The following is a 24,617-nucleotide window of genomic DNA, read 5'->3' as shown; positions in this document are numbered from 1 at the left end:
CTCCGGCATTAAAAGACCAACGTTTCCCCATCCTGCGGGATGCTGACCACATCGGCAATCTGATTATCGGCCACGTACTGGCGCAGCTCATCGCGGCTCAGCAGGCAGTGGTTTACCGCTTCCATATGACTTGCGACAATTTTGGCTTCCGGCAGAGTGAAATGCGCCTTCAGCACATCTTCTTTACCCATAATGATCGGTCCAAAGCCGACGACGTGAGCATATCCGGCATTCAGCACCACCACGTCCGGCTGCAATCTGACCATATCGGCTTCTACTTCATCGCGCCAGATGGTATCACCCACCAGCCACAGGGTTTTCTCCTGCGGATGGCGCAGCACCACGCCGCAGGCTTCGCCCAGGCGTTCGGCCATCGCCGCAACCGCATAAGTGCGGTCGCTGCCGTGCTGGCCGGAAGTGGTTTTCACCAGGGCAACACCGGCAAACGCGCTGTCCTCAGAGAGCAGACGAATATCACGAAAACCCTGCCCACGCAGTACCTGGCCATCGGCTTCATGCTGAACGTAAACCGGCAGCGTTTTGGGGATCGCGGCGATCGCCGCCTCGTCCCAGTGATCTTCATGGGTGTGGGTGACGATAACGGCATCAACATCCACAATGTCGTCGATGGAAAAAGGCAGCGCCACCAGCGGGTTACGCAACTCGCTGCGCGCGGTTCCGGCGAATCCTGCCCAGGCGCCTTTATCCGCCAGCATGGGGTCAATAAGAAATTTTTTTCCAGCATATTCAATAATCTGCGTGGCATTACGAATGTGGGTAATTTTCATGATGTTCATTCCTCTTTGCGGTCATCTGGCGAACATCGTACGTGCCCTAAGCCTGGCGCAATATGGGCGTTTGGGCAATGATCGATGTAATTGGGCCAATCTGCAGTGGTTGCCATCCGCTCCCGGCTATGGTGTGCTGAACGCTCAATTTTCAGGAAGAGTGGCTACGATGAAGAAAAAGTTAACCGCCGCCGATATGCACGACGCCGAGGTGATGGCGGACACCCCGTGGTTCAGCATGCGCAAGGTCGGTATTGATATGGCCCCCGGCGATCGGCGGGATTTTTACTCCATCCACTACCCGCGACCCGCTGTGGGGATTGTGGCGATGCAGGATGACAAAGTGCTGCTGATTCGCCACTACCGCTACCTGATAGACCAGGTCGTATGGGCCGTTCCTTCGGGCGGCGTTGATGAAGGGGAAGACCCTCGCGAGGCGGCCCTGCGTGAACTGCGGGAGGAGACCGGCTGGCAGGCGCAGAACGCCGAAGAAATCATCCGCTATAACCCCTCTTACGGCAGCAGCGACCAGCTGTTTATCACCTGGCTCGCCCGCGATTTAAGCTATGTAGGGATGGATGAAAATCAGGATGAGGTGATGGAAACCGGCTGGTTTACTCTCGAAGAGATTGGCCAGCTGATCGCCCGCGGCGAGATGCCGGACGGGCTATCGCTGGTGCCGCTGCTGCATCTGATGGCGCAGCGGCGCACCGGTTTAGCGTAGCGGTTTTAGCATCCGCCAGCGGAACCACAGCTGGGCGACGAGGATCAGCACGCCGCCGATAATCTTCTGCAGCGGCAGCTGTTCGCCATACCACAGCGCGGCGGCAATCACCGTCAGCAGCGGCTCAAGCACCATGATAATTGCCGCACTGGCGACCGCTGCGTACTTCTGCCCCTTCATTTGCAGGCCGAAGCGCAGGCTGGTCGCAATGACGATACTGGCAAGCAGCCAGCCGAAGGTCGGCAGAGTAAACGGCTGATCCCAGGTCTCGACGGCGGCGGAAATCCCCAACCCGACAATCCCGGTGATGCCTAGCTGCACGGTAGTCAGCGGGATCAGCGGCACCTCGCGGGCGCTTTTGCTGGTGTAGCAAAACCAGATGGACTGCACCAGCGCGGTCAGCAGGAACCAGCCCTGGCTGGGGTGGAACTCAATCGGCATATGCAGGCTGAGCAATCCGAGACCGATAACCGCAATCGGCAGGCACTCCCAGTAGGCCCGCGCCGGACGCGCCTTCATCATCACCCAGGCGGTAAGCGGCACGAACAGCATCGACAGGCTCATAATAAACGCCCCTTCGCCCAGCGACGGGGTCGTTGATACCGAGTAGATCCACAGGCACAGGTTTAGCGCAAACCACAGGCCGCTGATAATCATGCGCGGCCAGTGCTGCTTGTCGACGTGTAAGCCGCGACAGAACGGCAGCAGCAGCAGCGCGGCGAAGAAAAAGCGCAGGCCGAGGAAGGCGAAAACCGGCATGCCGGCAATCGCTTCACGGGAAAAAATCCATCCGCAGGCGGCAATAACCGTCGCGGCTATGAGCAGCAAATCAGCCTGGCGTTGCCGGGTCATCGCCACATCTCCTTGTGTCAATAATTACCAGCCGGGAACCGCACCGCCGTTGAAGATAGTCTCTGCCGCCTTCGCCACTTCCGGCGACTGGTAGGACTGCATAAACTCTTTCACGTTTTCCGCGTCTTTGTTGTCTTCGCGGGTCACGATAATGTTCACATACGGCGAGTTTTTGTCTTCGATAAAGATGCCGTCACGTACCGGTGAAAGTCCAGTTTGCTGCAGATAGGTGGTGCTGATGATCGCCACGTCGACTTTTGGGTCGTCGATGACGCGCGGTAGCTGCGCCCCTTCCAGCTCCATGATTTTCAGGTTATGCGGGTTGTCGGTGATATCAACCGCCGTCGGCAGCAGGCCGGTGCCCGCTTTGAGGGTAATCAGCTTCTCTTGCTGGAGCAGAAGCAGCGCGCGGCCCAGGTTGGTCGGGTCGTTCGGAATGGCGATGGTCGCGCCGTCTTTCAGCTCGGCGACGGATTTAATTTTTCGCGAGTAGCCCGCCATCGGGAAAACAAAAGTATTGCCAACCGCCACCAGGTGATAATTGTGGGCTTTGTTATCCTGTTCGAGGAACGGGCGGTGCTGGAAGACGTTAGCATCCAGATCCCCGGCGTTGGTGGATTCGTTGGGCAGCAACGAGCCGCTAAAGCCCACCAGCTCGACATCGAGGCCATACTTCTCTTTGGCCACTTTCTTCGCCACTTCTGCGACATCCTGTTCAGCGCCGTTAATGACGCCAACTTTAATGTGTTTGGCATCGCCGCCCTTCTGGTCGCAGCCCGCCAGCAGCAGGCCCGCCAGCACCACGGCGGCGGCTGTCCGTAAACGCAATTTCATTGTTATTACCCCGTCAGTCCATAGAGAATCGTTATTATTTTTTCGACTGAAACTATAACGACTTTGGGGTGAGGTTTTAAACGCAAAAACGGCAACTGGAAATAAAATCATCTTCCCCCTTTCTCCCGGGGGCGGCGCGATGCGCCTGCCCGGGCTACAGGTTTATAACCGTCTGCGATCGAGTAGCCCGGACAGGCGCACAGCGCCGCCTCCGGGATGGTCTCCTGAAGCCAGACTTACAAGACCTTCGATAAATAATGGCGCTCCATACCGACGTGCGGGAAATCCGGCAGTGACATCTGCAGCTGATAACCCAGCTTCTGGTAAAAAGGCAGCGCCTGAAAGCTGAACGTATCTACCAGCATATGGCTGCATCCGCGCTCCCGCGCCTGGTTTTCCGCTTCCTGCATCAGCCCACTGCCCAACCCGCTGCCGCGCGAGGCTTCGCTGACCCACAGATATTCAATACACAGCCAGCTGCCCTTGCGTTTGGCTATAAGCCCCCCGCGCATCGCCCCAGCATCATCGCGTGAATAAACCCCCAGCTCACCAAACTGCGCCGAGTCCAGAAAGCGCAAATTGTATTCCCGCAGCCCCGCCAGCAGCTCTTCTTGATCGGCGGGATTAATGTTATCTGTTATTATTAATGCCATTGATTATCTCCATCTTTTATTTTCACAGACCATTCACCACTCTACTTTCACAAAATATCCTTTTTTTCTCCATTATTTCCTGACTAAATTTCACTCACTAAATTTTGTGTAAAAAACCTTCCCATCATTCGGCACAGACGTATAATGGGAAAAAATGAGAACGATCATTCTCATCGTCATAAAACATGGAGAACCCCATGAGCCATGCCCCTGTGACAGGCATAATCGCTCGGGTCGGAGTCTGTAACCGCCGTCTGATACCGTCATCGCCGTCCGGGGAACTCTCGAAAAAACCGCTTAATCAATAGCGGTACTCGCAGAGTTATTTACTGCAAACAGGAATATTGATTTCCCATTTTGTTATTTGTGCTTGCCCGGAGATGCATCATCGCCCGGCCCATCACCCCGCCAGTAAATTTGCGGGGCGGACGTCGTTCATCCTGAGAAAATATAATGAAATACACCATAGCCCCCATCGCAGCAGCATTATTTCTCCTTAGCGGGTGCGATAATGCGCAAAATGCCTCCCCGCAGCAGATGACCCCGGAAGTCGGCGTCGTCACCCTGCAAGGCCAGCCCGTTCCAGTGGTGAGCAGCCTGACGGGCCGCACCACCGCCTCGCTAAGCGCCGAAGTGCGCCCGCAGGTCGGCGGGATCGTACAAAAACGCCTGTTTACCGAAGGCGATATGGTCAAAGCCGGACAGGCGCTGTACCAAATCGACCCGTCAAGCTATCGAGCGACGTTTAACGAAGCCGCAGCATCGCTGAAACAGGCCCAGGCGCTGGTGACCGCCGACTGTCAAAAAGCCCAGCGCTACGCGGTGCTGGTCAAAGATAACGGCGTCTCCCGTCAGGACGCCGATGACGCAATAGCGACCTGTAATCAGGATAAAGCCAGCGTCGAGTCGAAAAAAGCGGCGCTGGAGAGCGCACGTATCAACCTGAACTGGACTACCGTTACTGCACCAATTGCCGGACGCATCGGGATCTCCTCCGTGACGCCGGGGGCGCTGGTTTCCGCCGATCAGGATACCGCGCTGGCGACGATCCGCGGCCTGGACACCATGTACGTCGATCTCACCCGATCCAGCGTCGATCTGCTGCGCCTGCGTAAGCAAAGCCTGGCGAGCAACAGCGATACCCTTAACGTCACGTTGACCCTTGAAGACGGCAGCACCTACAGCGAAAAAGGCCGCCTGGCGCTGACCGAAGTCGCGGTGGATGAATCTACCGGCTCGGTCACGCTACGCGCGGTCTTTCCCAATCCGCAGCACGTACTGCTACCGGGAATGTTCGTTCGCGCCCGCATTGATGAAGGCATCATGAACGATGCGATCCTCGCCCCGCAGCAGGGTATTACCCGCGATGCCAAAGGCGATGCGACCGCACTGGTGGTTGATGCTAACAGCAAGGTTGAGCAGCGCAGCGTGGAAACCGGTGAAACCTACGGCGATAAATGGCTGATCGTCAACGGACTGAAGAGCGGCGATAAGCTGATTGTTGAAGGCACCAGCAAAGTCGCGCCGGGCCAGCAGGTGAAAGCCGTCGACGTCAAAAATGACGGAGGCAACGCCTGATGTTCTCCCGCTTCTTCGTGCGACGCCCGGTCTTTGCCTGGGTTATCGCCATTCTGATTATGCTCGCCGGGATTCTGGCAATCCGCACTCTGCCGGTCGCCCAGTATCCTGACGTCGCGCCGCCGGCGGTAAAAATCTCCGCCACCTATACCGGGGCCTCTGCGGAAACCCTGGAAAACAGCGTCACCCAGGTTATCGAACAGCAGCTTACCGGGCTGGATAACCTGCTTTATTTTACCTCCACCAGCAGCTCCGATGGCTCGGTCAGCATCACCGTGACGTTTGAGCAGGGTACCGACCCGGATACCGCGCAGGTTCAGGTGCAGAACAAAGTGCAACAGGCGGAATCACGCCTGCCGAGCGAAGTTCAGCAGTCCGGCGTGACGGTAGAAAAATCGCAGAGCAGCTTCCTGCTGATCCTCGCGGTGTACGATAAAAACAATAAAGCCACCAGCTCCGATATCTCCGACTGGCTGGTGAGCAACATGCAGGATCCGCTGGCGCGTATTGAAGGCGTCGGCAGCCTGCAGGTATTTGGCGCAGAATACGCCATGCGTATCTGGATGGACCCGACAAAACTGGCCTCCTATTCGCTGATGCCTTCCGATGTGCAATCTGCTATTGAAGCGCAAAACGTTCAGGTTTCCGCCGGTAAAATCGGCGCACTACCCGCCTCTGGCAATCAGCAACTGACCGCGACCGTACGTGCACAGTCGCGGCTGCAAACCGTCGCCCAGTTCAAAGAGATTATCGTCAAAAGCAAGACCGACGGTTCAGTGGTACGCCTGAGCGATGTCGCTCGCGTCGAGATGGGCAGCGAAGATTATACCGCTTCCGCCAACCTTAACGGCCACCCGGCCGCCGGGATCGCCGTCATGATGGCACCGGGCGCTAACGCCCTGAATACTGCGACGCTGGTGAAAAGTAAGATTGCCGAATTCCAGCGTCAGATGCCGCAGGGTTACGATATCGCCTACCCGAAAGACAGCACCGAGTTCATCAAAATCTCGGTTGAGGACGTGATTCAGACGCTTTTCGAGGCCATCATCCTCGTGGTCTGCGTCATGTATCTGTTTCTGCAAAACTTCCGCGCCACGCTGATCCCAGCGGTGGCGGTTCCGGTCGTGCTGCTGGGCACCTTCGGCGTGCTGGCGCTGTTCGGCTATTCCATTAACACCCTGACGCTGTTTGCGATGGTGCTAGCGATAGGCTTGCTGGTGGATGATGCCATCGTGGTGGTGGAAAACGTCGAGCGTATTATGCGCGACGAAGGGCTGCCCGCCCGCGAAGCCACTGAAAAATCGATGGGCGAAATCTCCGGCGCGCTGATCGCTATCGCGCTGGTGCTCTCGGCAGTATTCCTGCCGATGGCCTTCTTCGGCGGCTCTACCGGAGTTATCTATCGCCAGTTCTCGGTGACCATTATCTCGGCGATGATGCTCTCAGTCGTGGTCGCGCTAACCTTAACCCCGGCGCTGTGCGGCGCGCTGCTTAGCCATTCTAAACCGCACACCAAGGGCTTCTTCGGTGGTTTTAACCGCCTGTGGGGACGCACCGAGCAGGGCTATCAGCATCGGGTTGTCAGCGGCCTGCGCCGCTCAGCAGTCATGATGGGCGCTTTTATCCTGATTTGCGGCGGCATGGCGCTGGCGATGTGGAAACTACCGGGCAGCTTCCTGCCGACCGAGGATCAGGGCGAAATCATGGTCCAGTACACGCTGCCTGCCGGGGCAACGGCGGTGCGCACCGCCGAAGTCCGCCGTCAGGTCACCGACTGGTTCCTCACCAAAGAGAAAGCCAATACCGATGTGATTTTTACCGTTGACGGCTTTAGCTTTAGCGGTAGCGGGCAGAACGCCGGGATGGCCTTCGTGTCGCTGAAAAACTGGTCCGAACGTAAAGGCGAAGCCAATACCGCTCAGGCTATCGCCCTGCGCGCCACCAAAGAGCTCGGCAGCATTCGCGATGCCACCCTGTTCGCCATGACCCCGCCGTCGGTGGATGGTCTGGGACAGAGTAATGGTTTCACCTTCGAACTGATGGCCAGCGGCAGCACCGATCGCGATAGCCTGATGAAAATGCGCAGCCAGCTGCTGGCGGCGGCGAATCAAAGTTCTGAACTGCAATCGGTGCGCGCCAACGATCTTCCGCAGATGCCGCAGCTGCAGGTGGATATCGATAACAATAAAGCCGTGTCGCTTGGGCTGTCCTTAAGCGATGTCACTGATACCCTCTCCAGCGCCTGGGGCGGTACCTACGTTAACGACTTTATCGATCGCGGTCGCGTGAAGAAGGTTTATATCCAGGGCGAAAGCGATGCCCGTGCCGTGCCGTCCGACCTCGGTAAATGGTTCGTGCGCGGCAGCGACGATAGCATGACGCCATTCTCAGCCTTTGCCACCACCCGTTGGGAATACGGCCCGGAAAGCCTGGTGCGCTACAACGGCTCCGCCGCCTTTGAAATTCAGGGGGAGAACGCCAGTGGTTTTAGCTCCGGCGCGGCAATGGACAAGATGGAAGCCTTAGCCAATAACCTGCCCGCAGGTACCACCTGGGCATGGAGCGGCATGTCGCTGCAGGAAAAACTCGCCAGCGGCCAGGCGATGAGCCTCTACGCCATCTCAATTCTGGTGGTCTTCCTGTGCCTTGCGGCGCTGTATGAGAGCTGGTCGGTTCCGTTCTCGGTCATCATGGTTATCCCGCTTGGCCTGCTCGGCGCGGCGCTGGCGGCATGGATGCGCGGTCTGAACAACGATGTCTACTTCCAGGTGGCGCTGCTGACCACCATCGGCCTGTCGTCGAAGAACGCCATTCTGATCGTAGAATTCGCCGAATCGGCGGTGGAAGAGGGGTATTCGCTATCGCGAGCCGCGATGCGCGCTGCGCAAACCCGACTGCGACCCATTGTGATGACTTCGCTGGCGTTTATCGCCGGGGTTCTGCCGCTGGCCATCGCCACCGGAGCAGGGGCCAACAGCCGCGTTGCGATCGGTACCGGGATTATCGGCGGGACCCTGACGGCGACGCTGCTGGCGGTGTTCTTCGTGCCGCTGTTCTTTGTGCTGGTGAAACGCTTCTTCACCCGTCACCGTTCTTCTCAGGAGTAAGTTATGTTTCGTTTTACCTTGGTTTTTGTCGCGCTCCTGACGGCGGGCTGTGTGTCTCTCGACCCGAACTATGAACGCCCGGCCGCGCCTGTCCCGGCCACTTTGCCGGGCAGCCACGGCGAGGCCACCGCGGTGGTCAGCGACTGGCAGCAGGTAGTGAATGACGCCCGCCTTAAAAAAGTGGTGAGCATCGCGCTGACCAGTAACCGCGACGTACAGAAAGCGCTGGCCGATATCGAAGCCGCGCGCGCCCAGCTTGGCGAAACGCGCGCCGCACTGTTTCCGACTCTCGACGCCGAGCTAAGCCACACCCGTAGCAAAACGGTCGCCAGCGGCCTCACGTCGTCATCGGAAGCCGATGGCGCGGTCTCCAGCTTCGAGCTGGATCTGTTTGGTAAGAATCAAAGCCTGACGCGCGCGGCGCGGGAGACCTGGCTTGCCAGCGAATTCACCGCCCAGAATACACGCCTGACGATGATTGCTGACCTGACCACCGCCTGGGTCACCCTCGCGGCGGATAACAGCAACCTGGCGCTGGCTCAGGACACCATGGCCAGCGCGGAGAACTCGCGCAAAATTGTCACTCGCCAGATGGAGGTCGGTACCGCCTCGGCAAGCGACCTGAGCGATGCCGAAAGCGTTTACCAGCAGGCGCGCGCCAGCGTCGCCAGCTACCGCACGCTGGTGGCGCAGGATAAAAATGCGCTCAACCTGCTGGCCGGGGAAACCGTACCAGATAGCCTGCTGCCCGGCACCCTGGAAAGCCTCGGCGATCGCAGTATCACCCTGGTTCCGGCGGGCGTCTCTTCATCAGTCCTGCTGCGTCGTCCGGATATCCAGGAAGCAGAGCATAATCTGAAAAGCGCTAACGCCGATATCGGCGCGGCGCGGGCCAACTTCTTCCCGTCCATCTCGCTGACCGCCAGCGCCGGGGTCGGCAGCGACTCGCTCTCTTCGCTGTTCAGCCACGGCATGCAGGTATGGTCATTCGCGCCGTCCATCAGCCTGCCGCTGTTTACCGGCGGCAGCAACCTGGCGCAGTTGCGCTATGCTGAAGCGGAGAAAAAGGGGCTCATTGCCACCTATGAGAAGACGATTCAAAGCGCCTTCAAGGATGTCGCCGACGCACTGGCGCGTCGGGAAACGCTTAGTGAGCAGCTGGATGCGCAGAATAAATACGTCGCAGCGGAACAGAAATCGCTGGATATTGCGATGAAGAGCTATCAGGCCGGGGTCGGAGATTACCTGTCAGTGCTGACCGCCCAGCGAACGCTGTGGTCGGCACAGGCCACGCTTATCTCCCTCCAGCAAACGGACCTGGAAAACCGCGTTACTCTCTGGCAGTCGCTGGGAGGCGGCGCCAGTTAACGCTTTTACCGGGCGGCAACGCCCGGTCTCATGACAAGGAGCCTGTTTGTATGTCCCGAATTTCCCTCTCCTGGGTAGTGGTTCTCGGTTTACTCAGCGCCATTGGGCCGCTGTGTACCGACTTCTATCTGCCCGCGCTGCCGGAAATCACCCAGCAGCTAAACGCCACCGGCACGCAGACCCAGCTATCGCTGACCGCAGCGCTGATAGGCCTCGGCCTTGGACAGCTGTTTTTTGGCCCGCTAAGCGACCGGATTGGCCGAAAAAAGCCGCTGGCGCTCTCCCTGTTGCTGTTTATCTTCTCCTCGGTGATGTGTGCGATAACCGACGACATTCACCTTCTGATCGCCTGGCGCTTTCTGCAAGGCTTCTCCGGAGCAGGCGGCTCGGTACTGTCGCGCTCCATCGCCCGCGACCGCTATCAGGGCACCCTGCTGACCCAGTTCTTCGCCCTGCTGATGACCGTTAACGGTATCGCGCCGGTACTTTCGCCGGTGCTCGGCGGCTGGATCATTACCGCTTTTGACTGGCGCATCTTGTTCTGGGCGATGGCGGCGATCGGCGCTGTCCTGCTACTGCTCAGCCTGACGGTGCTACACGAAACGCTACCAGCAAAAAGCGCAAACTCGGTTACGCAGCAGCAGGACGATATCCCGGTGCTGAAAAACCGCCGCTTTATGCGCTACTGCCTGATTCAGGCCTTTATGATGGCCGGGCTGTTCTCTTATATCGGCTCCTCCTCGTTTGTGATTCAGAGCGAATACGCCATGAGCGCGATGCAGTTCAGCCTGCTGTTTGGCCTTAACGGCATCGGACTGATTATTGCGGCGTTGATCTTTTCCCGCCTGGCGCGCCGCTTCAGCGCTGAAGGTCTGCTGCGCGGCGGTCAACTGATGGCGGTGGCCTTTGCGGCAGTCACTCTGCTGTTTGCCTGGCTACAGCTGCCGACGCTGGCGCTGGTCGGACTGTTCTTTACCGTCTCGATGATGAGCGGCATCAGCACCGTCGCCGGGGCGGAAGCGATGAATGCCATTAACGCCCGCCAGTCCGGTACTGCATCAGCGTTGATGGGCACGCTGATGTTTGTGTTCGGCGGTATCGCCGCACCGCTGGCTGGCCTCGGCGGCGAAACGATGTTGAAAATGAGCCTCGCGATGACCCTTTGCTATCTGGCCGCCCTGCTGATTGGCCTGAAAAAACCGCGCACTATTGAGTAAACTCTCCTGGTGGTAATAAAAAATTCCACTTTTATTACCACCATATTTCCCGCTACGACTGAAATCTCTTATTATTCATTCAACATCAATCGTGATAGCCTTCACATGAAAGGAATAATTAATTCCTTATACTGCCTGCCACTGAGAATAATGAGGTTCTTATGAGTATCGACCTGAGCAAACTGCTGACCGAGCGCCGCAACGCCAACAGCGCGAATATTGACACCCTCTCCACCGAAGAGATGCTGACGGTGATTAACCAGGAAGACCTGCAGGTGGCTCATGCTATCACCCCTTATCTGGCGCAGATTGCCCAGGTCGTGGATAAGGTCGCGGCAGCGCTGCAGGCGGGAGGACGGCTGATTTATATCGGAGCGGGGACCTCCGGTCGTCTGGGGATCCTTGATGCCAGCGAATGTCCGCCAACCTTCGGCACTCGTCCGGAGCAGGTTGTCGGTATTATCGCTGGCGGCCATAAAGCGATTCTGAGCGCCGTGGAGAACGTCGAAGATAACAAAGCGCAAGGCGCGATGGATCTGCAGAACCTTAACTTTAGCAGCAGCGATGTACTGGTCGGCCTGGCCGCCAGCGGGCGCACGCCGTACGTGATTGGCGCGATGGAATATGCCCGCAGCCAGAGCGCTTTTGTCGCTATCGTTAGCTGCAACCCGCACGGCGAAATGGCTCAACTGGCGGATGTTGCCATTACGCCGGTGGTCGGCCCAGAAGTTGTCACCGGTTCAAGCCGTCTGAAGGCCGGTACCGCGCAGAAGCTGGTACTGAACATGATTTCCACCGGGGCAATGATCCGCATCGGCAAGGTCTACAGCAACCTGATGGTGGACGTTGAAGCGACCAACGCCAAGCTTATTGAGCGCCAGGTTTCTATCGTCATGGAGGCCACCGAATGTGACCGCGCGACGGCGCAAAACGCGCTGGATGCCTGCGGTCGCCACTGCAAAACGGCGATTGTGATGGTGCTGGCTGATTTAAGCGCCACAGAAGCCCAGGCGCTGCTGGCAAAAAATAATGGCTATATCCGCAAGGCGTTGAGCCACTCCTGACCGCTGACTAACAAGGTAATCTGCAATGGCAAAAATAAATAAAGAGATGATAGCGCGGATCCTTCACCATGTTGGCGGGGCTGGAAACGTCGCGCAGGCGGGCAACTGTATGACCCGGCTGCGCCTGACCTTGCACGATGAATCACAGGCCGATAGCGCCGCCATCCGCCAGATTGAAGGCGTGATGGGGGTTATTGTCAGCGATGAGCAGTTCCAGGTGGTGCTTGGCCCCGGCAAGGCGCAAACCGCAGCGGAAATGATGAACGCGTTACTGGAAGACGCCCCGGCGGATGCGCCATCGCTGGCCGATGTCGCCGCCGAGAAAAAACAGGCGCTAAAGAGCAAGCAAACCAGCAGCATTCAAAAATTCCTCGCCAAATTCGCCACCATTTTCACCCCGCTGATCCCCGGTTTTATCGCCGTCGGCCTGCTGCTGGGGTTTGCGACCCTGGCGGAGCAGATATTTGTGCTGGAAAACGCCCATCCGAACGCCACGGTGGTGGCGCTGATCGGCTATATGAAGGTGTTCAGCAAGGGAATGTTTACTTTTCTGAGCATCCTGATTGGCTATAACGCGCAGAAAGCGTTCGGCGGTTCCGGAGTCAACGGAGCCATCATCGCTGCGCTGTTTGTTCTCGGCTACAACCCGGAGGCGACCAGCGGTTTCTACTCCGGGATCTCAACTTTCTTCGGCCACGGTATCGACCCGCGCGGCAATATTATCGGCGTGCTGATCGCCTCAATTATTGGCGCATGGGTGGAAAAACAAGTGCGCCGGGTGATGCCCGCAAACCTCGATATGATCCTCACCTCAGCCGTAACGCTGCTGATTATGGGTGCAGTCACCTTTATCGTGATTATGCCTATAGGCGGCTGGCTGTTTACCGGAATGTCGTGGCTATTCCTGCATCTCAACGGCAACCCGTTCGGCTCTGCGGTGCTGGCCGGTCTGTTCCTGCTGGCGGTGATGTTCGGCGTACATCAGGGCTTTGTGCCGGTCTACTTCGCGCTGGTGGATGCGCAAGGGTTTAACTCGCTGTTCCCGATTCTGGCGATGGCCGGAGCCGGGCAGGTGGGCGCAGCGCTGGCGCTGTTCTGGCGGGCGAAGCACGGCTCTCTGCTGCGTACTCAGATTAAAGGGGCGATTATTCCCGGCTTCCTCGGTATCGGCGAACCGCTGATTTATGGCGTGACGCTGCCGCGCATGAAGCCGTTTATTACCGCCTGCCTCGGCGGTGCCTGCGGCGGTTTCTTCCTCGGGCTGATCGCCTGGATGGGGCTTCCGGTCGGCCTGAATACGGTGTTTGGCCCCTCCGGGCTGGTGGCGCTGCCGCTAATGACCTCCGGCAGCGGTATCTACGCCGGAATGGCGGTATATGCCGCCGGGCTGGCGGTCTCTTATCTTTGCGGATTTGCCCTCACCTGGCTGTTTGGCAGTAAAAACGTTGATTTGAGCTAAGACGCACGTCTTATACATAAAGCTTGAACATTTTTTAACCCGCCGAATGGCGGGTTAATTTATTTACGTGTAATCTACACGTGTAGACTACACAGGAGATTCCCATGCCAACCGCAAAACGCAATAAACAGAACGTCAGCGTGACGCTGGACCCTGTCCTGGTCAAACAGGCCCGTGAGGTCGGCATTAATCTTTCTCTAACGTTGACTAACGCCCTAAAAAGCGAAATTCACAGCCTCGAATTAGCCCGTTGGCAAAAAGAAAATGCCCAGGCAATCGACTATCTAAATGATTTAACAGAGGAAAACGGACTTCTTTCTGACGAATACAGGACGTTCTGAATATGCAGTATTACGTTTATAAAAATACAGGTCGAATTGCTGCATATCCTTACCTCCTTGATGTACAAAGTGACATTATCGGTAAGCGTAATACTCGGGTCGTGATCCCACTGTTTCCACTGATAAATTATAAAGGTCCACGTGCCGATCGTTTAACACCAGTTGTCACCGTAGAAGGGGAAGAGTACGTCGTGATGACCCACGAACTCGCCAGTATCCCGCATCGTGTTCTGGGTGAAGAAGTCTGTAATCTGAATCACCAGCGTGAAGTCGTTAAAGCATCAATGGATTTTCTTTTCGACGGGATCTAACTCGCTTCAAGATTACGCGGCGCATAGCCAAACTTTGGGTTCTTTCGCCGCGATGGCAGCGAACCAGCATACCAAATACTCCAACTACCATTTCCTGCCCCGCCGCCCGGACGCGCTCATGTTATGATGCCGCTTTTGCGATATTTCACTTGAGGGAAAGATGGGCTCCAGCAAAAAAGGGATGCTGAACGTACTAATAGCCGCCGTGCTGTGGGGCAGTTCCGGCGTCTGTGCGCAATATATTATGCAGCAAAGTCAGATGTCATCGCCGTTTCTGACCATGACGCGCCTGTTGTTCGCGGGTCTGATTCTTCTGATGCTCTCGTTCGTTCATGGCGACAAAATATTTCGCGTTCTGCAAAACCGCAAAGATGCGATTAGCCTGCTGATCTTCTCGCTGTTCGGCGCGCTCACCGTGCAGTACACCTTCCTGATGACTATCGAGAAATCCAACGCTGCCACCGCGACGGTACTGCAGTTCCTGTCGCCGACGATTATCGTCGCCTGGTTTGCTATCGCCCGAAAAACGCGCCCCAGTCCGCTGGTGCTGGCGGCTATCGGCACTTCGCTGGCGGGCACTTTCCTGCTGGTCACCCATGGCAATCCGACGACGCTGTCGATTTCCCCCGCCGCGTTATTTTGGGGTATCGCCTCGGCGTTTGCTGCCGCCTTCTATACCACTTATCCTTCAACGCTGATTGCCCGCTACGGCACGCTGCCGATCGTCGGCTGGAGCATGCTGCTCGGCGGCGCCATGTTGCTGCCGTTCTACGCCGGACAGGGCAACCATTTTGTGGTTAACGGCAGCCTGCTGCTGGCATTTTTCTATCTGGTGGTTATCGGTACGTCGCTGACCTTCAGCCTCTACCTGAACGGCGCGCAGAAGATTGGCGGCGCAAAGGCGGGAATTCTCAGCTGCGCGGAGCCGCTGAGCAGCGCCCTGCTCTCTCTGCTGCTGCTCGGCATCACCTTTACCCTCCCGGACTGGCTGGGCACGCTGTTGATTCTCTCGTCGGTGGTGCTGATCGCCATGGATTCGCGGCGTAGAGTTAAAACAGCCTGACGATTATCTGGATGAAGATGCTGCGACCTGAGTTTGCAGCATCTTCATATCGTCATCTGATAGCTGACAAACAGCCCTTACCAGCTCGCGCTCAAACCCCTGCGCCAGACATGAACGAGCAATACGCAACGCTTCTTCTTGTTTACCCTCTTGTTTACCTTCTAACTTGCCCTCCAACTTGCCCTCCAACTTGCCCTCTTGTCTCCCTTCCTGCCGTAGTCTTTCCGCAATGGTCATCAGTGTCTCCTTATGTTGAGGAACGCGTCGTGCAGCCTCGTGAAGAAATTCAGTAAAACGAGGCTCATCTCCACACTGCAGCATGTAATTAAACAGCGCTTTCATCTGGCTGTCATTAGCGCAACCTTTAACCAACAGCTCGGCTAACTTTTCCACCAGGCCAAGTAAATCACGCTGGCGGATATGCTTTTGGATCAGTTCCAGCAGCGCTATGCGACGGTGCTGCATGATTTCGTCATCCGGCACCACGGTGATATCCACCAGCGGGAAAGCGGCGGCATAGAGCTGACGCGCGGTAATTGCATCGGCAAACTCATCCAGCCAGCACAGCGAGAAGGGGTAAGGGCTTTTAGCGCCGTGATAGAACAGCATCGGCACCACCAGCGGCAGCGTTTTGTGCCCAGCGTCCAGATGGCGCTGCATGGCGGCTAACGCATAGCGCATCAGCCTGAACGCCATATGGGCATCCGGTGTGCTCTGATGTTCAATCACTACGTAGATATAGCCATCGCCATCGCTGGTGTTCAAGGACCACAGCACGTCGGAATAGCTGGCACGTAAATCGGCTTCAATAAAGCTACCGGACTCCAGCCTGAGCGTTTGCAGATCGCACAACTGACGCAGCGAAGCGGGCAGGTGTATCGCGATAAAGTCCCTGGCGCAATCGGGGTGAGATAAAAACTGTTTAAAAACCGCATCATGCGGTGTTGAGGTTGTCTCTTTTTTCATCATGATTCGCCATCCTGGAAGCGTAATGGCGAGAATGTACCCGCACGAATGACGGCGGGCACCCGGGATTTATCCGCTTTGCTTGCCGCTACGGAAGATAAATTTCGCTCGTTGAAACGACTTCATTTTTGCGGAAAGCCGCACGCAAAATGGCTCACTCAGGAATACGTCTATAGTTAGAGGAACGCTTTAATAAAAATAAGGATATCCGTGATGAAAAGAATGAGTATTGCGCTTTCGCTGGCAGCCTGCCTGATGCTACCTGGTGTGGCAACAGCCGCACCGCTATCCGGACTGAAGTTTGAACAGCAAAAGCAGCAGATAGTGAAGGATGTGAGAAAAAATTGTCCTGCCAGCAGCGGTATGGACGATACGCAGTTTGCCAACCGCGTGCTGGAATCAGCAGAGAATAAGACCGCAGTACAAAGCGCGACGCGGGCGCTGGACAAAAACAACAGCGCCGCCTATCAGAAAGCGATTAGCAGCATTCAGTGCCCAACGTCGTAGCGGCGATCGCCGGAGCTTGTCCGCAATCAGCGGTTCGGAATGATCAAATCCCCGCGTAGCGGGCTGCTGCCAAGCATTTGCGTCTTTTCGGTCAGCCAGTTGACTATCCGGCTGGCCATAGCGTCCATTGAATATTCAATCGCCGGAATCGTCGGAATACCGGGCAGCTGTAACGAGCCCGCAAGGCTGAACACCATCACTTTTTCCGGCACCGCGCGATTGAAGGCCTGAAGCTGCGGGACCACCAGCTGCGCCTGCTGCTCATTCGCAACCAGCAGAGCATTGAAATTCAGGGTTGTCGCGTTGTTTACCAGCTCCTGCACCGCTACCGACGGCGAATGGCTGTCGAGGAAAACCAGGTTGCGATTAAACGGCAGGAAAGCCTTTTCCAGGGCATGTTTGTATCCGAGCAATACCTGATCGGCAAAGCCGCTAACCTGCGGGTGGATCAGCGCAATCTGACGCCGACCCTGACTTATCAGATAGTTACAGGCAGTTTCCGCCGCAAAAGCGTGGTCAAAATGAATAGTGTTAGCCCCTTCGCTTTCCAGACAATCGATCAGCACCACGTCGGGCCGGTCGATATTAAGCGGAAACCGCGCGCCGATAATTAATACATCGTCGCATAACCCGCAGGTTAGCTCTTCCAGCGAATGCATCACCCTGGCGCGAGTATTGGCAAAACGCAGCAACAGATGCTTCTGATGCTGGCTGAGCTGTTTTTCCAGAGCGTAGAGGTAGCTGGTGGTTTGATTGATGTTGTCCTGGGCGCAAATGACACCGATGCAGCCGGTGGTTTGGCTCAGTAATGACTGCGCAATCATATTCGGACGATAGTTGAGCTCCTCCGCCGCCTGTAACACCGCCTGACGGCTGGCTTCCTTGACGCCGCGCGAACCGCTCAACACCCGAGAGACTGTGGCCTTTGACACCCCAGCTAACCGTGATACATCGTTGATTGTAGACATTATTTTCCCCTGACAGGGCCGGTCCGATCCCTGTAAATCCTTAGACCTGAATCGCTTCAATAATAACCAGCGGCAGTATATCCGTTTCCCTTTTTATTTGGAAACCGATTTTCCGTTTCATGGAAAATCGTAGCAAAAACCACAAAAATATGTGAGCGAAATCTAATAAACCGGCCCTATAAAAGAGAGATCTTGACGGCTATCACAGTTCTGTTTTTTATAAATGGAAACCGGTTTCCGCCTGATATCAAATCATCCACGCAATAACTTTTTACATTTTGAGGATGGTCGTCGATGTACAAGATTATGCTGTGCTGCTCTGCCGGAATGTCCACCAGCCTGTTGGTCAGAAAGATGGTCGATGCCGCGAAGGAACGTAACCTGCCGGTGCAGATTGACGCCTATGGCGTTTCCGAATTTGACATGCAGTTTCCGCAGTACCAGGTGGTGCTTCTTGGCCCCCAGGTGAAATACATGCTGAAAAACTTATCTGAGAAAGCCGCGCCCCTGAATATTCCAGTCCAGCCAATTAACACCATGGATTACGGAATGCAGCGGGGAGATAACGTCCTGGATTATGCCCTGTCGCTGATAGAAGCGCATTAAGAGGTGTGCAAATGAGTTCTCTGTATCAGTCCATGATTGCCGTGATCGAGCAATCAATTACCCCGCTGGCAGGACGCCTTGGGCAGCAGAAATACGTTATCGCTATTCGCGATGGCTTCACTGCCGCATTGCCGTTTATGATCATCGGCTCATTCATGCTGGTATTTATCTTTCCTCCTTTTTCACCGGATACCACTAACGGTTTCGCCCGCGGCTGGCTGGATTTCTCTCAGCAATATCGCGAGCAGCTGATGCTGCCGTTTAACCTCAGCATGGGGGTGATGACGTTCTTTATCTCGGTGGGGATCGGCGCCAGCCTGGGACGCCAGTTCCAGCTCGACCCGGTGATGTCCGGCCTGCTGGCGTTTATGGCGTTTTTACTGGTTGCCGCGCCGTATGCTGATGGCAAAATCTCCACCCAGTACCTCTCCGGCCAGGGCATTTTTACCGCCTTGATCACCGCTATCTACTCCACCCGCGTTTACGCCTGGCTGAAGCAGAACAACATTACGATTCGCCTGCCGAAAGAGGTGCCAACCGGCGTTGCACGCTCGTTTGAAATCCTTATCCCGGTGCTGGTGGTGATCGCAACCCTGCATCCGCTGAACCTGTTTATCGAAGCGCAGACCGGTATGATCCTGCCGCAGGCAATTATGCACCTGCTGGAGCCGCTGGTTTCCGCCTCTGACTCCCTGCCGGCGATTCTGCTTTCCGTCCTGATGTGCCAGATTTTCTGGTTCGCCGGGATCCACGGTTCGCTGATTGTCACCGGCATTATGAACCCGTTCTGGATGGCCAACCTGTCGGCAAACCAGGCGGCGCTGGCGGCTGGTGCGGCTCTGCCTCACGTCTATCTGCAAGGTTTCTGGGACCACTACCTGCTAATCGGCGGCGTCGGTTCTACGCTCCCGCTGGCGTTCCTGCTGCTGCGTAGCCGTGTAGCCCACCTGCGCACCATCGGTAAAATGGGCGTCGTACCCAGCTTCTTTAATATCAACGAGCCTATTCTGTTCGGCGCACCGATTATTATGAACCCGATGATGTTTATCCCGTTTGTCTTTGTGCCGATGATCAACGCCGTGCTGGCTTACGGTGCAACGCGTCTCGGCTGGCTCAGTCAGGTGGTTTCGCTAACGCCGTGGACTACTCCAGCCCCAATCGGCGCATCATGGGCCGCTAACTGGACGCTAAGCCCGGTGGTCATGTGCGTAATTTGTATGGTGATGTCAGCGGTTATTTATCTTCCGTTCCTGCGCGCTTATGAACGCTCCTTAATGAAAACTGAAGTCGAAAAAGCAAAGTCTGCTGTTCCGGTTGCAGAAACCGTCAGCTAATAAATAAACGAATATATTTTTAAGATGACAGCCTAAATAATGCGGAAAAGGGATTTTCACTGCGTTATTTAAATAATAAAGTTAATGACCTCAGGATCTATCATGATTGAATTAGAAGAAGCGGTAATGGAAATTATCGTTAACGCGGGACAGTCACGCTCATTATGTTTTGAAGCGCTCCATTGTGCCCGTAACGGTAATATAGATGAAGCGCGGTTGCTACTTAATGAGGCTGATGGTTACGCTCGCCGGGCGCATCAGATGCAGACCCAGCTTATCGAGCAGGATGCGGGCGAAGCGCGCCAGCCGATGACGCTGATTATGGTGCATGCCCAGGATCATCTGATGAATTCTCTGCTGGCTCGTGAATTTTCAGAAGAGTTAATTCATCTGTATCAACGTTAATATATAACTCAGCCGTACCCTATATTAAGTAAAACCAGCTTATCCTGGCGGGATAGCTATTATCTGAATATATGAATTATTAAAAGCGAGATAATTATGAAAACTGTAAAAATGCTGCCATTAGCCATGGCGGTCGTCGCCGCGCTGTGCCCAATTTCCGTATTCGCTCAAGATTTTACTCAGGAACAAATCGACGCCATTGTGGCGAAGGCCGTCGATAAGGCCCTGGCAGATCGCCAGGCTAAAATGGACGCCGCCGCGGCGAAAAAGGTGGATCTGGAGACCAACCCACAAACCGCCGCGCAATCGCCGGACATGGCGGTGCCGTTCGGCCTGAAGTTCAGCGGCTACGCGCGCTACGGTGCACACTTCCAGACCGGCGATCAGAAATACGTCGGCGTGGACGGCTCCTATAACGGCGCCTCAGCGATTGGTCGTCTTGGCAACGAAGGCAACGGCGGCGAGTTCCAGTTAACCAAGGCCTTTAAGAGCAGCAAGGGCGCTATCTGGGATATCAACGTCATGTTCGATCACTGGAGTGATGAAGTTAACCTGAAAAAAGCCTACGTTGGCGTGACCAACGTGCTGGAATCCAACCCCAATGCCTATATCTGGGCAGGCCGCGACTTCCATCAGCGTCCGCAACAGGGTATCAACGACTACTTCTGGATGAACCACGACGGCCAGGGCGCCGGGGTGAAAAACTTCGATATCGGCGGCGTACAGTTCGACGTAGCGGCGGTATCGCAGGTGAAATCCTGTAGCCCGGAAGTGATGGCCGATGAGTCCAACCCATCACGCATCACCTGTACCGGTAACTCCGACACTGGCGATAACGGTCACTATGCGCTGACCACCAAAACCCATAACATCAAAGCCGGCCCGATCGATGTTGAGGTTTATGCCAACTACGGTTTTGATTCCAAAGCGGTGGATAACGACGAGCAGCTTGATGCGTGGCAGGGCGGCCTGCTGTTAAGCCATACCAATAGCGACGACAGCGGCGTGAACAAGGTTATCCTGCGCTACTCCGATAACTCGGATAACAGCGTTTACAACAAAACCGATGGGCTGACCGCTATCTACGCCAGCTTCGAAGGCAACTACAAGTTTACCCAGCAGGCGCAGGTAGAATATCTGCTCGCTTTCCACGACTATGACAATAGCAAAGACAATACCGACAACCGTAAAAACTACGGTGCGATTGTTCGCCCGATGTACTTCTGGAACGACGTCCACTCCACCTGGCTGGAAGCGGGCTACCAGCGCGTCGATTACGATCAGGGCGGGGACAACCACGGCTGGAAGCTGACGCTGTCGCAGAACATCGCCATCGGCATGGGCCCTGAGTTCCGCCCAATGCTGCGCTTCTACGTGACCGGAGGCCAGGTAGATAACAAGCGTACCGCGAAAGTTAACGGTACCAAAGACGATCAGTTGGATTCACTTAACCTCGGCGGCATGTTTGAGGCGTGGTTCTAAGAGAGTGAAACCATCCCGGGTCGCGGTGTAAATATCGCACCCGGGACGCTTCATACAGCAGCCTTAAACCGGCTGCTGGTGATGATGAAAACGTGACGCCAGCGGCAACCAGCACAGCAGAATCAGTAATCCCATCAGCATCATTAGCAGGCCCAGGCTACCCTGACCGGTCTGCGGCATCATTGCCGACAGCCATGCCAGCACGCCGGAACCGATATTTTGTAGCCCGCCCACCAATGCCCCGGCGGTTCCCGCCAGGAACGGGAACGGCTCCATCGCGCCGCTGGTCGCCAGCGGGAACAGCATCCCTGCGCCAAAAAAGAACAGCGCAGCGGGGACCAGCAGGGTCCAGACGGTCATCATGCCCAGCAGGCCAGGGATCCACATCATCACCCCCGCCAGCAGACAGCAAATCACCGATTGCCACATCAGCGTTGGGAAACGTTTATTCGGGCGTCCGGCAAACCAGGCGCCAAAAAACGCCGCCGGGATCGGCAGAATAAACAGGATACTGACCGACATGCTGCTCAAACCCAGCACCGCGCCCATCAGTACGCCAGAACAGGCTTCAAAAACGGCGATCCCCGCCAGGCCGCCGATCAGCATCAGCAAATAGCAGTTAAACGCGCCGGTACCGAACAGAGTTTTGTAGTTGGTGATAAGCCGGGTACGCGGTGCGCCGGTTGGTCGGGTTTCCGGCATCCAGCGCGCCATGCTGAAGGTCACGCCAGCGCAAAGTACCAACAGGAAGACGTAGCAGGCCCGCCAGTTCCATAAGGTATCAAGAATACCGCCAATCAGCGGTGCCAGCAGCGGGCTAACCAGAATCCCCATATTCAGCAGACTATTCGCGTGCCTGAGCTGCGCGCCTTCATACAGATCGCGCGGCAGGGTTCGCGCCATCACGCCGCCGACCCCAGTGCCCATCCCCTGCATTGCGCTGGCGGCGATCAGCACCGGCAGGCTATGGGTAGTGATGGCAACCAGCGTCGCCAGCATAAAAATAGACATTCCCACGAGGATCACCGGGCGACGACCAACGCGATCCGATAGCGGGCCGTAGAAGAGCTGCGATACGCCGTAGGTCAGCAGATAAGCAGCCATGACGCTCTGCACCGCACCCTCACGGACGTTGAGCGATACCGCCATATCAGCAATCGCTGGGATATATATGGTCTGCGCCATCTGGCCAACGGCCACCAGCAGTACCAGCATCAACAACAAATTGAAGTTCTTATGCCGTTTCATGTCGATGAATACTTTGTCAAATATAGAAGATAAAGAATATGTGACTAACACACCCGCCAAACGATGGAGGAATCTACCATATTAAAATGACAGAACAACCCTATGAGGGGGATTACAGGGAGGATTTCAGGTAGGTTTTGTAAACGAAAATCGGCAACTAATGTTGCCATATCTGGGTTAAGACAGCCGCAGCAGAATCGCCCCGGCGGCAATACCGCAGGCAGCAACAATACGCAGTGGAACCACCTTCTCTTTCAGTAAGATAAAAGCGATAACCGCGCCGAAAAGAATAGAGGTTTCGCGCAGAGCGGCGACCACCGCCAGCGGTGCCTGAGTCATTGCCCACAGCGCCAGACCATAAGAGCCCATGGTACCGATGCCGCCGACCATTCCCTTCTTCCAGTGCTGGCGTAAATAGCGGCTGGCCTGCGGACGTCGGGCGATCATCGCCCAGCTCAGTAGACAAAAACCGTTCATGAAAAAGGTCCACAGCGTATAGCCCAGCGCGGTTTCTGAAAGCCGCACTCCGGTTCCGTCCACCAGCGTGTAACCGGCAATAAAACAGGCGTTAATCAGCGCTAGTACGATGCCAGTACTTGAACTGGATCGACCGTTAAAAGCCATCGCCAGAATCGCCAGGCAAATGACGCCAATTCCCAGCCACGCCAGCGACGAGAGGTGGTCGCCAAGGAAAGTGACGCTGATTATCGCCACCAGCAGCGGCGCGGTTCCGCGCATCAGCGGATAGGTCTGGCTCATATCCGAGACCTGGTAGGTTTTCGCCACCAGCACGGTGTACACCACCTGTAACGCACAGGAGACGGCAAGAAACGGCACGCTGGCGAGTGTGGGTTGTGGGGCAAACGGGAGTAAAACGAGGGCGATTAATGCGGCTGAGCCACTAACGCCGATTGCCGCATACATCTTATCGCCGCTCGCTTTAACGATAGCGTTCCAGCTGGCGTGAAGCAGAGCAGCGAACAGCAAAATACAGAATACGGTGATGGTCATTACGGCCCGGATATGGGGAATAAATCGTCACTGAACTGTAACATGCGCTCTCCCCGGCAGCCAGCGATGGCTAAAGTGAGCAGAACAGGCGATGCGTGACCTGAGGCTCATCGTACACCGGGCGAAATCCCAGATTTTCATAAAACGACCAGGCCGTTGACGGCGCATGGGTGTTGAGAAAATCAAAGCTGGCGCCGGAGTGAGTGATAACCGAAACCAGCAGCTGGTGCCCAATCCCCTGTCGACGGTGGCGCTCACCGATATATAAATGGCGGATGCGCCCGGCCCGCGGCTGCTGGCTAAAAGGGTCGATGTTCAGCCCGCACACGCCGACCAGCTGCCCATACGCAAAGGCACCCAGCAGCTTTTCTCCCGGGGCGTTAAAGCGGTTTTCCCCACTTTGCCAGTTCTCTGCAGGCGGCGGAGCATATTGTAATTTTGCGCCAGGCTTTCGACTCGCAGCGCCGTAAAACCGGGATCGTCTGGGGTTATTGCGGCAATCAACAGCGGTGCCATGGTTTTCTCCATCAGGTTAGCCTGTAGAGGGGCGGTTTCCCGCCCCTCCCAGGTGCGACTTGAACCTGAATCAGCGGAACTGCTTCAGGACTGCATCAAGTAGTTGCAACACGGCAACCATGAGTTTCAGGATCAGAACAACGATATCCACTCCGCCCATACGCGTCTCCTCTGGTTCAGGAGCACGACCGGCTGGCGTACCTTTCCGCCGCCTG

Annotated in this window: 24 protein-coding genes and 1 pseudogene; 15 read left to right on the top strand and 10 right to left on the bottom strand. The window is 56.1% G+C overall.

Going from position 1 to position 24,617, the window contains the following annotated elements; genetic code table 11:
• Positions 1-8 precede the first annotated feature (8 nt).
• A complete protein-coding gene (locus FN082_RS12355; protein WP_142981635.1) occupies positions 9-788 on the bottom strand; it encodes an MBL fold metallo-hydrolase in 780 nt (259 codons plus the stop codon).
• 169 nt (positions 789-957) lie between these two features.
• Here FN082_RS12355 and FN082_RS12350 point away from each other — a divergent pair, with 169 nt between their 5' ends.
• The gene (locus FN082_RS12350; protein WP_139538418.1) at positions 958-1,512 is read left to right on the top strand and encodes an NUDIX domain-containing protein; all 555 of its coding nucleotides are present in this window, start codon (positions 958-960) and stop codon (positions 1,510-1,512) included.
• On the opposite strand, the gene FN082_RS12345 is transcribed toward FN082_RS12350, so the two are convergent.
• The 3 genes from FN082_RS12345 to FN082_RS12335 all read right to left on the bottom strand — a co-directional run bounded on the left by FN082_RS12345 (position 1,504) and on the right by FN082_RS12335 (position 3,851).
• Positions 1,504-2,364, bottom strand: a complete 861-nt coding sequence (locus tag FN082_RS12345; protein ID WP_139538419.1) for a DMT family transporter — start codon at positions 2,362-2,364, stop codon at positions 1,504-1,506. The two genes, FN082_RS12350 and FN082_RS12345, sit on opposite strands and share 9 nt — an antisense overlap.
• Positions 2,365-2,388: 24 nt before the next feature.
• A complete protein-coding gene (gene nlpA, locus FN082_RS12340; protein ID WP_112216101.1) occupies positions 2,389-3,198 on the bottom strand; it encodes a lipoprotein NlpA in 810 nt (269 codons plus the stop codon).
• A gap of 236 nt (positions 3,199-3,434) precedes the next feature.
• Complete coding sequence (locus FN082_RS12335; protein WP_139538422.1) at positions 3,435-3,851, bottom strand: GNAT family N-acetyltransferase; 417 nt, start codon at positions 3,849-3,851, stop codon at positions 3,435-3,437.
• A gap of 453 nt (positions 3,852-4,304) precedes the next feature.
• Between FN082_RS12335 and FN082_RS12330 the strand changes: the two genes are divergently transcribed.
• The 9 genes from FN082_RS12330 (at position 4,305) to FN082_RS12290 (ending at position 15,359) form a co-directional block, all read left to right on the top strand.
• A complete protein-coding gene (locus FN082_RS12330; RefSeq protein ID WP_142464194.1) occupies positions 4,305-5,429 on the top strand; it encodes an efflux RND transporter periplasmic adaptor subunit in 1,125 nt (374 codons plus the stop codon).
• Positions 5,429-8,536, top strand: a complete 3,108-nt coding sequence (gene eefB, locus FN082_RS12325; protein ID WP_142464195.1) for a multidrug efflux RND transporter permease subunit EefB — start codon at positions 5,429-5,431, stop codon at positions 8,534-8,536. The genes FN082_RS12330 and eefB overlap by 1 nt, the downstream gene beginning before the upstream one ends.
• 3 nt (positions 8,537-8,539) lie before the next feature.
• Complete coding sequence (locus FN082_RS12320) at positions 8,540-9,904, top strand: efflux transporter outer membrane subunit (protein WP_139538425.1); 1,365 nt, start codon at positions 8,540-8,542, stop codon at positions 9,902-9,904.
• Between the two features lie 50 nt (positions 9,905-9,954).
• Positions 9,955-11,121, top strand: a complete 1,167-nt coding sequence (locus tag FN082_RS12315) for a multidrug effflux MFS transporter (RefSeq protein ID WP_139538426.1) — start codon at positions 9,955-9,957, stop codon at positions 11,119-11,121.
• Positions 11,122-11,282: 161 nt separating this feature from the next.
• Positions 11,283-12,185 (top strand): N-acetylmuramic acid 6-phosphate etherase, encoded by a 903-nt coding sequence (gene murQ, locus FN082_RS12310; protein WP_139538427.1) that lies wholly within the window; start codon positions 11,283-11,285, stop codon positions 12,183-12,185.
• A gap of 25 nt (positions 12,186-12,210) precedes the next feature.
• Positions 12,211-13,644, top strand: a complete 1,434-nt coding sequence (gene murP / locus FN082_RS12305) for a PTS N-acetylmuramic acid transporter subunit IIBC (RefSeq protein WP_139538428.1) — start codon at positions 12,211-12,213, stop codon at positions 13,642-13,644.
• Positions 13,645-13,748: 104 nt separating this feature from the next.
• Entirely contained in the window at positions 13,749-13,985 is a 237-nt protein-coding gene (locus tag FN082_RS12300) for a type II toxin-antitoxin system CcdA family antitoxin (protein ID WP_139538429.1), read from the top strand.
• A 2-nt stretch (positions 13,986-13,987) separates the two neighbouring features.
• Positions 13,988-14,296, top strand: coding sequence for a CcdB family protein (locus tag FN082_RS12295; protein ID WP_139538430.1), 309 nt, complete (start codon positions 13,988-13,990; stop codon positions 14,294-14,296).
• Positions 14,297-14,456: 160 nt separating this feature from the next.
• Positions 14,457-15,359, top strand: coding sequence for a carboxylate/amino acid/amine transporter (locus tag FN082_RS12290; RefSeq protein ID WP_180349548.1), 903 nt, complete (start codon positions 14,457-14,459; stop codon positions 15,357-15,359).
• Positions 15,360-15,362: 3 nt separating this feature from the next.
• On the opposite strand, the gene FN082_RS12285 is transcribed toward FN082_RS12290, so the two are convergent.
• On the bottom strand, positions 15,363-16,325 hold the full coding sequence (locus FN082_RS12285; RefSeq protein ID WP_142981812.1) for an Rpn family recombination-promoting nuclease/putative transposase: 963 nt from the start codon (positions 16,323-16,325) through the stop codon (positions 15,363-15,365).
• Between the two features lie 213 nt (positions 16,326-16,538).
• Here FN082_RS12285 and FN082_RS12280 point away from each other — a divergent pair, with 213 nt between their 5' ends.
• Positions 16,539-16,832 (top strand): YicS family protein, encoded by a 294-nt coding sequence (locus tag FN082_RS12280; RefSeq protein WP_142464200.1) that lies wholly within the window; start codon positions 16,539-16,541, stop codon positions 16,830-16,832.
• A gap of 26 nt (positions 16,833-16,858) precedes the next feature.
• Here the strand turns inward: FN082_RS12280 and FN082_RS12275 are convergent, their stop codons facing one another.
• Entirely contained in the window at positions 16,859-17,800 is a 942-nt protein-coding gene (locus FN082_RS12275) for a LacI family DNA-binding transcriptional regulator (RefSeq protein ID WP_139538431.1), read from the bottom strand.
• 294 nt (positions 17,801-18,094) lie between these two features.
• Here FN082_RS12275 and FN082_RS12270 point away from each other — a divergent pair, with 294 nt between their 5' ends.
• From FN082_RS12270 to FN082_RS12255, 4 genes are all read left to right on the top strand, one after another.
• Complete coding sequence (locus FN082_RS12270; protein ID WP_139538432.1) at positions 18,095-18,406, top strand: PTS sugar transporter subunit IIB; 312 nt, start codon at positions 18,095-18,097, stop codon at positions 18,404-18,406.
• An 11-nt stretch (positions 18,407-18,417) separates the two neighbouring features.
• Complete coding sequence (locus FN082_RS12265; RefSeq protein ID WP_139538433.1) at positions 18,418-19,740, top strand: PTS sugar transporter subunit IIC; 1,323 nt, start codon at positions 18,418-18,420, stop codon at positions 19,738-19,740.
• Positions 19,741-19,842: 102 nt separating this feature from the next.
• Positions 19,843-20,145: a PTS lactose/cellobiose transporter subunit IIA gene (locus tag FN082_RS12260; RefSeq protein WP_139538434.1), complete on the top strand. Its 303-nt coding sequence runs from the start codon at positions 19,843-19,845 to the stop codon at positions 20,143-20,145.
• A gap of 96 nt (positions 20,146-20,241) precedes the next feature.
• The gene (locus FN082_RS12255; protein WP_139538435.1) at positions 20,242-21,627 is read left to right on the top strand and encodes a carbohydrate porin; all 1,386 of its coding nucleotides are present in this window, start codon (positions 20,242-20,244) and stop codon (positions 21,625-21,627) included.
• A gap of 63 nt (positions 21,628-21,690) precedes the next feature.
• Here the strand turns inward: FN082_RS12255 and emrD are convergent, their stop codons facing one another.
• From emrD to tisB, 4 genes and pseudogenes are all read right to left on the bottom strand, one after another.
• Positions 21,691-22,875: a multidrug efflux MFS transporter EmrD gene (gene emrD / locus FN082_RS12250; RefSeq protein WP_142464203.1), complete on the bottom strand. Its 1,185-nt coding sequence runs from the start codon at positions 22,873-22,875 to the stop codon at positions 21,691-21,693.
• Positions 22,876-23,052: 177 nt separating this feature from the next.
• Positions 23,053-23,886, bottom strand: a complete 834-nt coding sequence (locus FN082_RS12245) for a DMT family transporter (RefSeq protein ID WP_142464204.1) — start codon at positions 23,884-23,886, stop codon at positions 23,053-23,055.
• A gap of 70 nt (positions 23,887-23,956) precedes the next feature.
• A pseudogene (locus FN082_RS12240) lies at positions 23,957-24,402 on the bottom strand (GNAT family N-acetyltransferase).
• A 70-nt stretch (positions 24,403-24,472) separates the two neighbouring features.
• Entirely contained in the window at positions 24,473-24,562 is a 90-nt protein-coding gene (tisB, locus tag FN082_RS12235) for a type I toxin-antitoxin system toxin TisB (RefSeq protein ID WP_004107126.1), read from the bottom strand.
• Between the last annotated feature and the right edge of the window lie 55 nt (positions 24,563-24,617).

The organism is Klebsiella spallanzanii (assembly GCF_902158555.1).
Taxonomy (GTDB): Bacteria; Pseudomonadota; Gammaproteobacteria; order Enterobacterales; family Enterobacteriaceae; genus Klebsiella; species Klebsiella spallanzanii.
Note: the sequence above shows the minus strand (reverse complement) of the source record. Positions and strands in the feature narration are given on the sequence as shown.

Coding starts and splice junctions, on each gene's coding strand:
- FN082_RS12355 (WP_142981635.1), bottom strand. CDS start 788: ATGAAAATTACCCACATTCGTAATGCCACGCAGATTATTGAATATGCT.
- FN082_RS12350 (WP_139538418.1), top strand. CDS start 958: ATGAAGAAAAAGTTAACCGCCGCCGATATGCACGACGCCGAGGTGATG.
- FN082_RS12345 (WP_139538419.1), bottom strand. CDS start 2,364: ATGACCCGGCAACGCCAGGCTGATTTGCTGCTCATAGCCGCGACGGTT.
- nlpA (WP_112216101.1), bottom strand. CDS start 3,198: ATGAAATTGCGTTTACGGACAGCCGCCGCCGTGGTGCTGGCGGGCCTG.
- FN082_RS12335 (WP_139538422.1), bottom strand. CDS start 3,851: ATGGCATTAATAATAACAGATAACATTAATCCCGCCGATCAAGAAGAG.
- FN082_RS12330 (WP_142464194.1), top strand. CDS start 4,305: ATGAAATACACCATAGCCCCCATCGCAGCAGCATTATTTCTCCTTAGC.
- eefB (WP_142464195.1), top strand. CDS start 5,429: ATGTTCTCCCGCTTCTTCGTGCGACGCCCGGTCTTTGCCTGGGTTATC.
- FN082_RS12320 (WP_139538425.1), top strand. CDS start 8,540: ATGTTTCGTTTTACCTTGGTTTTTGTCGCGCTCCTGACGGCGGGCTGT.
- FN082_RS12315 (WP_139538426.1), top strand. CDS start 9,955: ATGTCCCGAATTTCCCTCTCCTGGGTAGTGGTTCTCGGTTTACTCAGC.
- murQ (WP_139538427.1), top strand. CDS start 11,283: ATGAGTATCGACCTGAGCAAACTGCTGACCGAGCGCCGCAACGCCAAC.
- murP (WP_139538428.1), top strand. CDS start 12,211: ATGGCAAAAATAAATAAAGAGATGATAGCGCGGATCCTTCACCATGTT.
- FN082_RS12300 (WP_139538429.1), top strand. CDS start 13,749: ATGCCAACCGCAAAACGCAATAAACAGAACGTCAGCGTGACGCTGGAC.
- FN082_RS12295 (WP_139538430.1), top strand. CDS start 13,988: ATGCAGTATTACGTTTATAAAAATACAGGTCGAATTGCTGCATATCCT.
- FN082_RS12290 (WP_180349548.1), top strand. CDS start 14,457: ATGGGCTCCAGCAAAAAAGGGATGCTGAACGTACTAATAGCCGCCGTG.
- FN082_RS12285 (WP_142981812.1), bottom strand. CDS start 16,325: ATGAAAAAAGAGACAACCTCAACACCGCATGATGCGGTTTTTAAACAG.
- FN082_RS12280 (WP_142464200.1), top strand. CDS start 16,539: ATGAAAAGAATGAGTATTGCGCTTTCGCTGGCAGCCTGCCTGATGCTA.
- FN082_RS12275 (WP_139538431.1), bottom strand. CDS start 17,800: ATGTCTACAATCAACGATGTATCACGGTTAGCTGGGGTGTCAAAGGCC.
- FN082_RS12270 (WP_139538432.1), top strand. CDS start 18,095: ATGTACAAGATTATGCTGTGCTGCTCTGCCGGAATGTCCACCAGCCTG.
- FN082_RS12265 (WP_139538433.1), top strand. CDS start 18,418: ATGAGTTCTCTGTATCAGTCCATGATTGCCGTGATCGAGCAATCAATT.
- FN082_RS12260 (WP_139538434.1), top strand. CDS start 19,843: ATGATTGAATTAGAAGAAGCGGTAATGGAAATTATCGTTAACGCGGGA.
- FN082_RS12255 (WP_139538435.1), top strand. CDS start 20,242: ATGAAAACTGTAAAAATGCTGCCATTAGCCATGGCGGTCGTCGCCGCG.
- emrD (WP_142464203.1), bottom strand. CDS start 22,875: ATGAAACGGCATAAGAACTTCAATTTGTTGTTGATGCTGGTACTGCTG.
- FN082_RS12245 (WP_142464204.1), bottom strand. CDS start 23,886: ATGACCATCACCGTATTCTGTATTTTGCTGTTCGCTGCTCTGCTTCAC.
- tisB (WP_004107126.1), bottom strand. CDS start 24,562: ATGGGCGGAGTGGATATCGTTGTTCTGATCCTGAAACTCATGGTTGCC.